Annotated in this window: 16 protein-coding genes and 2 pseudogenes; 12 read left to right on the top strand and 6 right to left on the bottom strand. The window is 38.1% G+C overall.

The features are described 5' to 3' along the window. Positions 1-222: 222 nt before the first annotated feature. The 3 genes from cydS to AC3WTJ_RS30505 are packed head-to-tail and all read right to left on the bottom strand — an operon-like array spanning position 223 to position 2,723. Positions 223-354 carry a cytochrome bd oxidase small subunit CydS family protein gene (cydS, locus tag AC3WTJ_RS30515; RefSeq protein WP_492524904.1) on the bottom strand — a complete coding sequence of 44 codons (132 nt, stop codon included), beginning with the start codon at positions 352-354 and terminating at the stop codon, positions 223-225. 3 nt (positions 355-357) lie between these two features. Next, on the bottom strand, positions 358-1,386 hold the full coding sequence (locus AC3WTJ_RS30510) for a cytochrome d ubiquinol oxidase subunit II (protein ID WP_492524903.1): 1,029 nt from the start codon (positions 1,384-1,386) through the stop codon (positions 358-360). Beyond that, on the bottom strand, positions 1,383-2,723 hold the full coding sequence (locus tag AC3WTJ_RS30505) for a cytochrome ubiquinol oxidase subunit I (protein ID WP_492524902.1): 1,341 nt from the start codon (positions 2,721-2,723) through the stop codon (positions 1,383-1,385). The genes AC3WTJ_RS30510 and AC3WTJ_RS30505 overlap by 4 nt, the downstream gene beginning before the upstream one ends. A 297-nt stretch (positions 2,724-3,020) precedes the next feature. Between AC3WTJ_RS30505 and AC3WTJ_RS30500 the strand changes: the two genes are divergently transcribed. Next, on the top strand, positions 3,021-3,395 hold the full coding sequence (locus AC3WTJ_RS30500) for a DUF2512 family protein (protein ID WP_492524901.1): 375 nt from the start codon (positions 3,021-3,023) through the stop codon (positions 3,393-3,395). Between the two features lie 88 nt (positions 3,396-3,483). Here the strand turns inward: AC3WTJ_RS30500 and AC3WTJ_RS30495 are convergent, their stop codons facing one another. After that, the gene (locus AC3WTJ_RS30495; protein WP_492524900.1) at positions 3,484-3,678 is read right to left on the bottom strand and encodes a YgaP family membrane protein; all 195 of its coding nucleotides are present in this window, start codon (positions 3,676-3,678) and stop codon (positions 3,484-3,486) included. A 571-nt stretch (positions 3,679-4,249) separates the two neighbouring features. On the opposite strand from AC3WTJ_RS30495, the gene AC3WTJ_RS30490 reads away from it, so the two are divergent. Then, entirely contained in the window at positions 4,250-4,936 is a 687-nt protein-coding gene (locus AC3WTJ_RS30490; protein WP_492524899.1) for a DUF421 domain-containing protein, read from the top strand. Between the two features lie 95 nt (positions 4,937-5,031). Beyond that, positions 5,032-5,166: pseudogene (locus tag AC3WTJ_RS30485) on the top strand (IS66 family transposase); the annotation flags it as partial. Between the two features lie 692 nt (positions 5,167-5,858). Here AC3WTJ_RS30485 and AC3WTJ_RS30480 read toward each other — a convergent pair. Together AC3WTJ_RS30480 and AC3WTJ_RS30475 are read right to left on the bottom strand one after the other, a co-directional pair. Then, a pseudogene (locus AC3WTJ_RS30480) lies at positions 5,859-6,164 on the bottom strand (prolipoprotein diacylglyceryl transferase family protein). A gap of 86 nt (positions 6,165-6,250) precedes the next feature. After that, entirely contained in the window at positions 6,251-6,397 is a 147-nt protein-coding gene (locus AC3WTJ_RS30475; RefSeq protein WP_492524898.1) for a prolipoprotein diacylglyceryl transferase family protein, read from the bottom strand. 638 nt (positions 6,398-7,035) lie between these two features. Between AC3WTJ_RS30475 and AC3WTJ_RS30470 the strand changes: the two genes are divergently transcribed. From AC3WTJ_RS30470 to AC3WTJ_RS30430, 9 genes are all read left to right on the top strand, one after another. Beyond that, positions 7,036-7,815, top strand: a complete 780-nt coding sequence (locus tag AC3WTJ_RS30470) for a sulfite exporter TauE/SafE family protein (protein ID WP_492524897.1) — start codon at positions 7,036-7,038, stop codon at positions 7,813-7,815. A gap of 25 nt (positions 7,816-7,840) precedes the next feature. Continuing rightward, complete coding sequence (locus tag AC3WTJ_RS30465) at positions 7,841-8,977, top strand: MBL fold metallo-hydrolase (RefSeq protein WP_492525054.1); 1,137 nt, start codon at positions 7,841-7,843, stop codon at positions 8,975-8,977. A 25-nt stretch (positions 8,978-9,002) separates the two neighbouring features. Further along, positions 9,003-9,317, top strand: a complete 315-nt coding sequence (locus tag AC3WTJ_RS30460) for a rhodanese-like domain-containing protein (RefSeq protein WP_492524896.1) — start codon at positions 9,003-9,005, stop codon at positions 9,315-9,317. 28 nt (positions 9,318-9,345) lie between these two features. After that, a complete protein-coding gene (locus AC3WTJ_RS30455; RefSeq protein ID WP_492524895.1) occupies positions 9,346-9,918 on the top strand; it encodes a sulfurtransferase TusA family protein in 573 nt (190 codons plus the stop codon). A gap of 29 nt (positions 9,919-9,947) precedes the next feature. Beyond that, positions 9,948-10,346: a DsrE/DsrF/DrsH-like family protein gene (locus AC3WTJ_RS30450; RefSeq protein WP_492524894.1), complete on the top strand. Its 399-nt coding sequence runs from the start codon at positions 9,948-9,950 to the stop codon at positions 10,344-10,346. A gap of 122 nt (positions 10,347-10,468) precedes the next feature. Then, a complete protein-coding gene (locus AC3WTJ_RS30445) occupies positions 10,469-10,693 on the top strand; it encodes a sulfurtransferase TusA family protein (RefSeq protein WP_127458009.1) in 225 nt (74 codons plus the stop codon). Between the two features lie 6 nt (positions 10,694-10,699). Next, positions 10,700-11,110 (top strand): DsrE/DsrF/DrsH-like family protein, encoded by a 411-nt coding sequence (locus tag AC3WTJ_RS30440; protein ID WP_492524893.1) that lies wholly within the window; start codon positions 10,700-10,702, stop codon positions 11,108-11,110. Positions 11,111-11,125: 15 nt separating this feature from the next. Continuing rightward, the gene (locus tag AC3WTJ_RS30435; protein WP_127458011.1) at positions 11,126-11,509 is read left to right on the top strand and encodes a peroxiredoxin family protein; all 384 of its coding nucleotides are present in this window, start codon (positions 11,126-11,128) and stop codon (positions 11,507-11,509) included. A 111-nt stretch (positions 11,510-11,620) separates the two neighbouring features. Next, the gene (locus AC3WTJ_RS30430; protein ID WP_492524892.1) at positions 11,621-12,031 is read left to right on the top strand and encodes a rhodanese-like domain-containing protein; all 411 of its coding nucleotides are present in this window, start codon (positions 11,621-11,623) and stop codon (positions 12,029-12,031) included. Positions 12,032-12,075 lie beyond the last annotated feature (44 nt).

Raw genomic sequence — 12,075 nt, 5'->3', positions numbered from 1 at the left:
AATAGTCTAGGACTTTATTTTCTCGTCCGATGCTGTCGCTGTTTCTTTTTATTGAGTAAGTCTAAAACTCATTTTACGAAGTCCGCCAATTTCGTATTTCTAAAACCCGTGTGGGATCAGCAACTCCAGTCTAAAACTTTATTTTCAACGAACACTTTAGATGCAAAGATACAGGAGGCGGGAATTATAAGTGGACGATGTCTGATATCCGACTTTCTTTGTCTAAACACTTCTTTCCTCATAATTTTCGTCACCTCTAACTCTTTCTTTACCCATCCTACCCCAGCCAAAAACGACCGTAAGAGAGGCTATAACAATAATTGGCGGCAAAATCATTATTAATAGGAATTCCAACTTCTATTCTCCTTTCGGGTGCATCTGACCCCGCACATATCTGATATTAAATAAAAACAGTTTCATTAAAAGAAAGAGTGAAGGAATTAGCAGCAATAGTCCGGTCAAAAATGCAATAATTAAGGCTACTGCCATGGACTGATTAGTAAAATGTTCATACATAGATAAGTACGGGTAAAGGAGATATGGTAAGTGAGATGCCCCATAACCGTAAAAAGCAAATGCAAATTGAACCATCACGAAAATAAAGGACAACCCATAATTCTTTTTCTTCCAAACGAAATAAACAGCTGCAATAAAGAAGAAAAACGAACATGCAAACATCCAGTATAACTCCGTGATAAGCTGATAATGTTCGGGGTTATGCAAGTTAATCGAGTAAAAAACGATTAAACTGCATATGATCGTCGGTGCGCTCCAAATTAATGCCCATCTACGTACAATTTCCAGAGCTGGAAGGTCATTTGCTTTGGCCGCGTAAAATGTTAAAAACATAGCAGAAATATAAAGAACACTAACAATAGCAAGTAAAACAACGGACCATGAGTAAAGACTGAAAAACAGCTTGGTGTATTGAAATAAGACCTTACCATTCTGAATTTCAATAAAACCACCTTCTGAAATTGTAAGTACTGTTGATAATGAAGCAGGAATCAGAAGTCCAGTCGCACCATATAAGAATGCATAAATTTCTCGACTCTTTATGCCATATGTATTAAACGCATAGTAGGAACCACGTATAGCAAGAAGTATAATGGCTACGCTACCAGGAACTAATAAGGCTGTTCCATAGTAATATGCGGTATCTGGGAAAAAGCCTACGACCCCGACAATAAAAAAAATGAGAAAAACGTTAGTTACCTCCCACACAGGAGATAAATATCGTTTAATGATATTCTGTATCACGTGTTCCTTTTTTGTTCTGTAACTGTAATAACTAAAAAATCCAGCCCCAAAATCAATAGATGCTACAATTAAATACCCGTACAAAAAAGTCCATAGGACTGTAATTCCCACCACTTCCAAATTCACTTGAGAGCACTCTCCTTATTTTGCAACATAAGCTCGTCTTCAGGCGTATTATTTTTAAACATTTTTACTAAAACACGTAAACATGAAATCCCCAAAATCACGTACAAGGCGAGGAACACGACAAAAAGTAAGCCAACATGTTCAGAAGTCGTAGCACCCTGCTGCGTCTTCATATACCCACGCAAAATCCAGGGCTGTCTGCCTACCTCGGCATATATCCATCCATATTCAATGGCAAACATAGCGAGTGGAGCTCCGATGACAATCGCGGTAAGGAGCAGTTTGTTGTATGGATTCCCTTTTCGAAACCAAAAAGCAAGAATAAACAATAAAGGTATACTGGTTAGATATCCACCAATACCAACCATGGCATCAAAAGTGTAATGAATCCAAAGCGGAGGGATTTCATCCGCAGGAAAATCATTTAATCCCTTTACTTCGCTCTTAGGATTTCCATGAGCAAGCACACTTAATGCAAATGGGATTTTCCATCCATATTTAACTTCGTGTGTTTCGGTTAAAATACCACCTACAATTAAAGGTGCATGTGACATCGTTTCAAAATGCCATTCCCCAGCTGCCAGCTTTTCAGGCTGATATTTCGCCAGGTATTTACCAGACAAATCACCAATTAAGAAAGTGGCTATTGCAAAAACAAATGCTGCGAAAAGAGTCATGTTCAAAACTTTCTTATAGTAAATATGCCGTTTTCCCTTTAATAGGGCGTATGCCGCGCTCCCTGCAATAATAAAAGCAGACGTAAGATAAGCTGAAACCAATACATGGGAGACTTTAGTTGGACTTGCAGGAGTAAACATAGCCTTAAGAGGCTGTACGTTACCTATAATCCCATCAACAATTTCAAATCCTTGCGGAGCATTCATAAAGGAATTAACAAGGGTAATAAAAAGTGCAGAACATGACGCACCAATGACTACAGGAACAATAAACAAAAAATGAATTTTCGGTTTAAATCGATCCCATGTATACATATAAATACCAAGAAAAATGGCCTCGAAGAAAAAGGCGAATATTTCCATAAACATAGGTAAACCGATAGCTTGTCCAGCTATCCTCATGAAATTGGGCCACAAAAGGTTAATTTGTAGACCAAGAGCCGTCCCAGAAACAACCCCAACGGCTACTGTAATGACATATCCACGTGTCCACCTTCGTGCCATCAAGGTATAATGGGGGTCATTTCGACATATACCCATCCATTCCGCCAAGGCAATAAGAACAGGAATTCCGACTCCGATGGTTGCGAAAATAATATGAAATACAAAAGTCAAAGACATTAGTCCACGGCTGTAAATAACCGGATCATTAGCAAACATGAATTCAACAACTCCTTCAAATCATAGCGGTAATCTTCTTCATCTATGTACTAAAACAGATGGTGAGAAATTGATAATAGTAAGATAACTGCAATGACCAAACACAGAAAAATCAACTTTTTTTCCTGCTTTTGATAACGTTCCACAACAATCCCCTTTCAAAATTCGCATGTTCTTTAGTATCATCGAATTCATGAAAAATATGTACAAATTACCAATTAATATTACGTGCACAAAAGGGTAATAGTAAATAGTAAGAAACCGGAGTACATTCTTGTTGAAATAAAGGAAAAGATAATGCTGCGAATGCTTGGAAAGTTGTTTTTAAAGTTACTGTTAAATGGAATTTTTATAGTCCCTCTTTTGCTGTATTTAACGCAAGCAACTCTTATAGAGGCATTCTTTGCGACTTATACTTTTTCTCTAATGTCTTATGTTGCAATTGATCAATTGTTTTTAAGAGTCACCAACAATGCGGTAGCTACAATAGCAGATGTGGGAATGGCCTTTGTATTCTTTTGGCTAGTAGAGAAATTCTTCTTCAATTGGTCCATAAACTTTATGAATGTGGCGATAGTTGCTTTGGTTTTTGGCATCATAGAGTTCTTTATGCATAGCTATTTTCAGAAGGACAGGGGCAGACTTGATCGACATAGTTTTAAAGATAGCTAACTCTCAGTAATGTCTTGGTCCAATAAAATGGAAAGCAGAAGGAAAACTCAGATTCTGAGATTCCTTCTGCTTTTTTTAACAGTTTGTTTCAAGACTTACTATTAACTTTACAATTCGATATTCCCAAAACAGCATTCAGTGGACAATAACGAGTCGTTCCCGTAATAATTGGCGCTATTCCAATTAAGCCCCACCAACTTTTGTAATATAACCCAGCAAGAACAACGGCAGAACCAATTGTAATTCTTATAACTTGCTCCGTTTTTCCAACGTTACATTGCATGATAAAACCTCCGAAGTATGGTTAATGCTGTTACGTTCACAGCACATTGAATATGTTGTCCTTTTTAAGACAAACAATCACTCAAATGAGTTTGTAATTTCATGGGTTGACACAAATGAAAATCTTCTGATTGATGTAGGTGAGGCAGGCGAAGTAAATCAAGGCTACATCCTAGGTGAGTAAATACACTTGTTATTCCAAATGAAACAAAGAGTTTGCGAAATTCAAAAAAATGATCGTGTATATCTATCAATGTCAAAGTGGAATAAGCAGCAAGTATTTTTAAAAAATGGTTTTAACAATAGGGCGGAATTATGTACTGGAAAGAGAAGTTAATCAAATAATCGATAAATCATTAGCCTCCATGGGATAATGATTTTTTGTTTTACATGAGTTTGAAATTCTACGAATGATAGCCAATAAGAGTGCATTGTCCGCTATTAGGGTCTAACAGATATTTAAATACCACAACTTCGAGGTTTACATCTATAATAACCACCTTTTTCATACAATGGTGTAATAAGCACCTTATATGTTGGCAATAATATTACATAAAATGGTGGTGGATATAATGTCATTTGTTGAAGTTCTAATTCGCTCAATTCTTTCATTTATTGGAATATTATTTTTTGCTCGTATTATAGGAAAAAAACTAATCTCTCGTTTAACCTTTTTTGATTTCGTCGCTGGAGTGACATTTGGTTCTTTTGGCGGCCATCTTATTTACAACAAAAGTGTACCATTATTCGTTGGAATAATCGGTTTAACTATGTTTTCTGCACTAGTTATTATCTCTGACTACATTTCACTAAAAAGCATCATGGGAAGAAAAATATTGGAGGGTGAACCACAATTAGTTATCAAAGAAGGTCAAATATTGTTGGGGAACATGAAAAAATCCCGCTTAACTGTCAATGAACTCCTGATGCTTTTAAGAAAAAAAGATGTATTCTATATTGACGAAGTAGAATTTGCATATATTGAAACAGATGGAACTTTATCAATTATGAAAAAAACAAACAACATTTCGATAACACGAGAAGATCTAAAAGTACAAAGTCAATCACGTGGCATTCCTCAATCATGTATTATTGATGGAAAGATTATTGAAGAGAACTTACAAAAAATCCAGAAAGACACACAATGGATGATTAAATTTCTAAAGAAAGCCAATATTCAGCTTGAGCAAGTTTTATTAGTTCAAATTGATCAAAACGATCGGGTGTTTTTGAGTTTAAAAACGAACAATCATCTGTAAGTTATGATGAACGTGAGACAGCCCCCGTATTTGCTTGAAATCGCAGGCTCAAGCAGCAAAGGTCCCGAACGCTGCTGAAAAGTTTGCCCGGATAGGCGATTGCCTACAGTCTGAACCAGTGGGAGAAATTGACCGTGTTTCTGAATGGACGGTTGGAGATTGACAACAATTGTAGCGTGCGGTTGATCAAGCCGTTTGTGATCGGGAGAAAGAACTGGCTATTCACTTCCTGCTTTTTAAGAGGAGAAAAACTTTATGTATATAGGTTAATGCAGTCCAGACAGTAATAACTAAAATTCCTCTTAAGTACTCGTCCTGATAAATGAAATTAGTAATCGTTATCCCCAAAAAGACAATTGAGAGTAGATCAAACGTATCAAGTTCCGATACTCTGCACTTCTTCCAAAGCGAATAAACCGCAAATAAACAGAAACAAAAGAATATCTGCATCCACACAATGTTTGTAATTATGATCACTCCTCTAAAACTATTTTAGATCTGTTCACATGTCATCCTTGCCTCTTTTACAAATACCATACAGATCATACAGAATCAATTTGCGCACTCGATATTCCTCCCCACGGGGAATATGGGAAAGAGATATTAATACCCGTACTAAGTAAGCACCCTGAATTGTTGGCTTTAAAAAACCAAAAAAACAAATCGAATTTTCTTGATTAAGCGTTGAACATAGTTCATATCGAGTGATAACAAATAAAACCATAATCCCTATCCATGAAGTAAAAACAAATACAACACCAAACAAGGTTCGCTTGGGTCAATATGGGAGTTAAAGGCTTTTAGCCAGCCACCATGTTATTTTCATTTTTTCACTTTTACTTATTACACTGATACCGAGTCCTTCTGAGTCGGATATTTCAAGTGAAGATAAAGGCTGCTACTATACAAATCACAATAATGCTTACAGAGGTCCATTGAGCAGTAGTCCATCCCAACATACATTTTGGTGATCCCCTCGAAGCATTTCTAGTAGAAATCGTCCTATATTGTATAAAGTGTTTGTAACAAGGAATAAATATCCTCGTTTCAATCTTCTCTGTAAGAGCATCATAACAATTGCAAAGATGATAACATCTATTTGTCCTTCCCAAACTTCAGCGGGGTATAAAGGTTGATCTCCATAAGTTGCTCATGCATTTGTACCTTCTGGGTATAAAATGCCCCAATTTGCTCCAGTTGGATCTCCAAAAGCGTCGCCATTCATCAGGTTGGCATCCCTACCAATACTTTGCCCAAGAGTTAGGCCTGGCGCGCATAAATCGGCAACTTACCAAAAAGAAATTTTGTGTTTTCTTACGTACCAAATTCCAACATACCACCCTGGGTCGATAATCCGCCATGCCATATTGCGATTATTTCTTTTGGATGTTGGGAATAGTATGCCCAATCAAACAAAAAAACTTGCCAAAATCGCGAACCAATTATGGCTCCGATAAACATTGGAACTGCTAAACTTAATAGATGTTCGGCATAAACCTAATTATCGTAAGAGGTTTAATAACAAATTGGGAAGTCATGTAGAGAATACTATTGAAGAAGCATTTAAATTGTTGTAGAGGCTAACTATTTATTACTGTTGGTTTTGAGTAGATGGTCCTATATAGAAAAAAGGAAAGTGCGGACCAACTTTTGTTGATGCTTTTTTACTGTAATAATTCCTAGTTGGCTTGTTTTTTAGGTGTGGCGTATAGTTTGTGGATTTATAAAATTAATTATTTCACTGTGTGAGGTTAGAAAGGAAATGCACCCTAAATGCAGGAATTGCAAGTACAATATCCACATTTGCAATTGGGGTTGACGAAAAATAAAAAATTTATTATAGTGTTTATATACCCCAACGGGTATGGGTATTTATCGGAAGAGGGGTGACTAATGGCACTAGTTCATGCCACAGATTATTATTACACTCCATGAAGCTAATTCTTTCTGCAAACTTACTCAAGCTCAATGGGTGACTATGCAAAAAAACAAATTGAGAAATGGCAATTTTTTTTGCTCAAAAATATACCCTATGGGGTATATGATATTCGGTCATTTGAGCATGATAAACAGGAAATATTGTAGAAAGGCAGGAGTTTATGGATATAACGTGGATATTAACCATTTTCGTGATTGGCTTCCTTGGCTCATTTATCTCGGGTATGGTGGGTATCGGTGGATCAATCATCAACTACCCGATGCTGCTATTTATCCCTCCGGCATTAGGCTTCGCAGCTTTTTCCGCTCAGGAGGTATCAGCTATCAGTGCGGTTCAGGTATTCTTTGCAAGCTTGATGGGGATGCTTGTTTTCCGCAAAGGAGGACTTCTACACAAACAATTGGTTGCCTACATGGGAATTTCCATCATCATCGGTAGCTTTTTGGGAAGCTTTGTTTCAAATTCCTTGCCAAGCGCAGTTATCAATATGGTTTATGCGGTATTAGCACTAATTGCGGCAATCATGATGTTTTTACCTAAAAAAGGCAGTGATGCTCAAGATGTTAGTAAAGTTAAGTTTAACAAGCCCTTAGCTGTTATTCTTGCATTAATTATAGGAACCGTGTCAGGGATTGTGGGCGCCGCTGGTGCGTTCATTACCGTGCCAGTTATGCTGGTGGTACTTAAGATTCCAACAAGAATAGCGATAGCATCTTCCTTAGCTATTACTTTTATATCATCCATTGGTTCAACCACAGGTAAGCTGATGGGAGGGCACATGCTATTAATTCCCTCTATTGTACTTGTGTCTGCTAGCTTGATTGCTTCGCCCATAGGAGCCAAGTTAAGTAAAAAAATCAACACCAAAATGCTTCAATGGATTTTGGCGCTGCTCATAACAGCAACTGTGGTTAAAATTTGGATTTCAATCTTATTTTAGGAGGAAAATAAACATGGTAAATCAAATTCAATTGCAAGGAATGAGCGCGGCAGAATTAGCGAAAAAGGTTTTAAATAACGAGCCGATTTTTATCTTAGATGTGCGTAATGAAAGCGACTTTAATGATTGGAAGATTGAAGGTAAAAATGTTCATGTATTTAACACGCCATATTTTGACTTGATCGATGGGGTAGAGGCTGTGATAGATCAAATTCCAGATGATAAGGAAATCTTGGTCGTTTGTGCCAAAGAGGGCTCATCGAAATTTGTTGCGGAACAATTGATCGAACAAGGTAAACAACATATATCTTACCTGGTTGGAGGCATGAAATCCTGGAGTGAGCATTTAGAGCCTGTTAAAATCGGTGATTTAAAAGATGGAGGAGAAATTTTTCAATTTGTCCGGATAGGTAAAGGCTGCTTGTCCTACATGGTGACCTCGAACGGTGAAGCTGCCGTCATTGACGGTGTTCGAATGACAGAGGTTTTTGAAAACTTTGCAAAAGATAAAAACGTAACCATTAAACATACGATTGATACGCATCTTCATGCTGATCACATCTCCGGCGGGCGGCAATTAGCTGAAAAAACAGGAGGCACGTATTGGTTGCCGCCCAAAGATGCAGATGAAGTGGTGTTTCACTTTGAGAAGCTTGAAGAAGGAAACAGTCTTGTCGTAGGCGATACCGAAATTAAAATACAGCCTATTTATTCCCCGGGGCATACGATCGGGAGCACATCTTTAATCGTTGACAATCAATTCTTACTGTCTGGTGACATTTTATTTGTAAAGTCAATTGGTCGCCCTGACTTGGCGGGTAAAGCGGAGGATTGGGTAACAGACCTTAGAACAACGTTGTATGAACGCTATAAGCAGTTATCAGATGACTTAATCGTGCTTCCAGCCCATTTTGGCAAGGTAACAGAGCTAGGCGAAGGGGGCAAGGTGTCTGCCCGTCTCGGCGATCTGTATAAGGAAAATCCAGGCTTGAAAATAGAAGATGAGTCGGCATTCCGTCGAACTGTTACAGAGAATTTGCCGCCACAGCCTAATGCTTACCAAGAAATACGGCAGACCAATATGGGCAAAATTACGCCAACTGACGAGGAACAAAGAGAGATGGAGATTGGACCCAACCGTTGTGCGGTTCATGATGCTTAAACAGTAAATGATATGGAGGAGGTGCATGACCATGTATAAAGAGCAAATGCCGGAAGAAGTTTTAGCAAGAATCAACAGGAAGGAAAATTTAGTTATTCTTGATGTGCGGGAACATGATGAGTGGGAGTCCGGTCACATTCCAGGTGCCAAACATATTCCGTTAGGGCAAATCGCAAGAGCCCTCAACGAAATCGACAAGAAGCAAGAAACGGTCGTCGTCTGCCGTAGCGGTAACCGAAGTGGGCAAGCGTGTGATTTCCTCTCTTCAATGGGCTATACCGTGCTCAATATGCCAGGCGGCATGTCGAAGTGGACTGGGAAAATAGCTTACGGTAAATAAGCATTTTATATAAACGGAGGTTATGTTCATGACAACACTACAAGTGAATCGCCTATTAGAATGTGAAGGGCTTGCTTGTCCGCTGCCCGTAGTTCGAACCAAAAAGGCAATGGATGAGATGAACGCAGGCGAAGTATTGGAAGTGCGTGCAACAGATAAAGGGTCGATTGCCGACCTTAAGAGTTGGTCCAGCCGTACAGGACATCAGTACCTAGGGTTAAAAGAAGAAAACGGCGTGTTTCACCACTTTATTCGCAAAGCTGAATTAGCGGATACGAAAGCAGAAAAAAAATACCCGCATACCGCTACAAATGAAGAAGTTCACAAAAAAATTTCTTCAGGAGAAGCAATCCAAATCATTGATGTGCGGGAACCCGCTGAATATGCGTTTGGACGTATCCCAGGAGCCATTTCGATTCCTTTAGGCCAGTTTGAAGAAAAATTAACCGAGCTTGATCCGAGCAAAGATTATTATGTTGTATGCCGCACCGGAAATAGAAGTGATATGGCCTGCCAAATCCTAGCTGACAAGGGATTCCAGAATGTTAAAAATGTAACTCCTGGTATGACTGAGTGGAGTTATGATCAAGAGCAAGATTAAAAATAATAATAAAAAGGAGACGAATAAATATGTCAAATAAAAAAGTAGCACTTATTGCATCAACGGGTGGTCTGGAGACGGCATATAAAGTTTTGAATATCGCCACAGCGGCGGCAGCATTGGATGCGGAGGTAGCCATTTTCTTTACTTTCGAAGGCTTGTCCATTATTCATAAGGAATCGGAACACATACTACAGCTTAAGCCAGGTAATGAAGGACTGGTGGAGGGCTTTAAGAAGGCAAATGTACCATCTGTGAAAGATCTCATTGATATCGCCAAAGAATCGGGCGTACGTCTAATCGGTTGTCAGATGACGATTGATGTAATGGGGTTGGAAAAGGAACATTTTATCGAAGGAGTTGAACTCGGGGGAGCTGCGACATTCCTAGACTTTGCGTTTGATGCTCAAGTGAGCTTGAACTTCTAGGAGATAATTATCGCGCTATTAATCGAGGTGAAATCATGTCGAACCTTAATTTGCAGTAGAACTAAGATCGAATGGTTGTGAGTTTCATCATCTTGAATGAATAGAAAAGGAGAGATCATATAATGTCAAATTTAGTTGTAGATGCAAAAGGACTTGCTTGTCCTATGCCGATTGTTAAAGCGAAAAAAGGGATTGATTCGCTGGAACCTGGACAAATTATGGAGTTGCAAACAACCGATAAAGGTTCTATGAAGGATTTTCAGGCTTGGGTAAACCAAACCAAACATGAACTCATTGAATCCAAAGAAGACAATGGCGTATTCACCTTTATTGTTAAAAAGGGATAAAGAAAGTTGAAAAAAGCTACCACTTTAATCAGTGGTAGCTTTTTAAAAATCTCAAGAAATGAGGTTATGGTCATGAACAGAAGTCGAATGATCTACTTTGTTACATTGAGCTCAAACGCATCAATCGTTTTGAGGCAAGCTGTTGATCAATCTTCACAAAATGAAGTCTTTATTTTTTTTGATTTAGATGGCTCCAGGGTTTTGGATAAACGTTATCTTCATGAACTTAAAGAAAAAGAGGCAATTGATTTTAGCGACTTGCTGCATAAAGCATTAGATAAAGGAGTCAAGCTGTACGGATGTCAGATGAACATTATGTTTCAAAATGGTTTGGAGTGTATAGACGGAGTAGAACTCGCTGGTGTTGCTACATTTCTAGATCTAGCCTATGACGCGGATGCCGTTTTAAGTTACTAGAGGGAGTGGAATGAAATGGATCCTAAAAAAGTAATTGTTTTCGCACTGCATGACGAATTAGAGTCCGTATATCCACCTTTGAATATATCTATAGGTGCTGCGGCAACAGGTGCTGATGTCCTTTTAGCCTTCTCTAGAAGTGGTGTAAATATTTTGGATCACCATTATATCCCCATACCTTCAAGGGGCAAAGAATATCTAGCCAATGCTATACACGATTTTAAGGCTTCTTCTATTGGAGATCTTTTATCGATAGCTGTTAATTTAGGAGTTCGTTTTGTTGTTCCAGATAGTGACGCTCCAGATAGTAAGATTGTATCTGAGCTGCCTTTTGAAAAAGTACCTTTAAAATGGCTGTTAAACGAAGCTGCTACCGCAAATTTATTTGTACACTTTTAGATTTGTTCCTTTTCCAAAATTGCCACAATTCGTTCGTTGCATATATACCCTGTAGGGTATAATATTTATTTTGTGATTACGAACTAGGAAATTGAATAGGAGGGTTGCTGCTTGATTAAATACTTTATATTTTCGGTCCTCTTCGTTTATTTCATTCAACGTATCAGACCTGTAAAAGGTTTGAAAAAAATAATAGCATCATCTTTTTCTTATCTTATTAAGGACAAACCAGCTCATTTAAAATTACTTGATGTAAGAGATCAGTTTGATTTCTATGCCGGTCATATTGAAGGAGCACTTAATATCTCTCTTGGAAGATTGCCTTATGTTAAAACGTCGGAAATACATGTTGATGATGAAATCATAATAATTGCGGACTCGAATAACCACTGCAAGAGAGCAGCAAGAGCTCTGAAAAAAAGTGGATATCACCATCTAACATATCTAGAGGACGGTATGTCAGCTTATCAAAGATTTCAGGAGAATCATCAGAACTATAGTAAGCTTCAAACATGTGTGTAAATGTAAAATTTTTTTGATTTATATAATACCCATACTAGTATGAG

This window comes from Paenibacillus sp. FW101-FHT12H11, from assembly GCF_058790355.1.
The sequence above is the reverse complement of the archived record's forward strand: the minus strand, read 5'-3'. Positions and strand labels throughout refer to the sequence as shown.

Bases quoted from the DNA above. Each gene is read 5' to 3' on its own strand.
- AC3WTJ_RS30505 (WP_492524902.1), bottom strand. From the start codon at position 2,723: ATGTTTGCTAATGATCCGGTTATTTACAGCCGTGGACTAATGTCTTTG.
- AC3WTJ_RS30500 (WP_492524901.1), top strand. From the start codon at position 3,021: ATGCTGCGAATGCTTGGAAAGTTGTTTTTAAAGTTACTGTTAAATGGA.
- AC3WTJ_RS30495 (WP_492524900.1), bottom strand. From the start codon at position 3,678: ATGCAATGTAACGTTGGAAAAACGGAGCAAGTTATAAGAATTACAATT.
- AC3WTJ_RS30490 (WP_492524899.1), top strand. From the start codon at position 4,250: ATGTCATTTGTTGAAGTTCTAATTCGCTCAATTCTTTCATTTATTGGA.
- AC3WTJ_RS30475 (WP_492524898.1), bottom strand. From the start codon at position 6,397: ATGTTTATCGGAGCCATAATTGGTTCGCGATTTTGGCAAGTTTTTTTG.
- AC3WTJ_RS30470 (WP_492524897.1), top strand. From the start codon at position 7,036: ATGGATATAACGTGGATATTAACCATTTTCGTGATTGGCTTCCTTGGC.
- AC3WTJ_RS30460 (WP_492524896.1), top strand. From the start codon at position 9,003: ATGACCATGTATAAAGAGCAAATGCCGGAAGAAGTTTTAGCAAGAATC.
- AC3WTJ_RS30455 (WP_492524895.1), top strand. From the start codon at position 9,346: ATGACAACACTACAAGTGAATCGCCTATTAGAATGTGAAGGGCTTGCT.
- AC3WTJ_RS30450 (WP_492524894.1), top strand. From the start codon at position 9,948: ATGTCAAATAAAAAAGTAGCACTTATTGCATCAACGGGTGGTCTGGAG.
- AC3WTJ_RS30445 (WP_127458009.1), top strand. From the start codon at position 10,469: ATGTCAAATTTAGTTGTAGATGCAAAAGGACTTGCTTGTCCTATGCCG.
- AC3WTJ_RS30435 (WP_127458011.1), top strand. From the start codon at position 11,126: ATGGATCCTAAAAAAGTAATTGTTTTCGCACTGCATGACGAATTAGAG.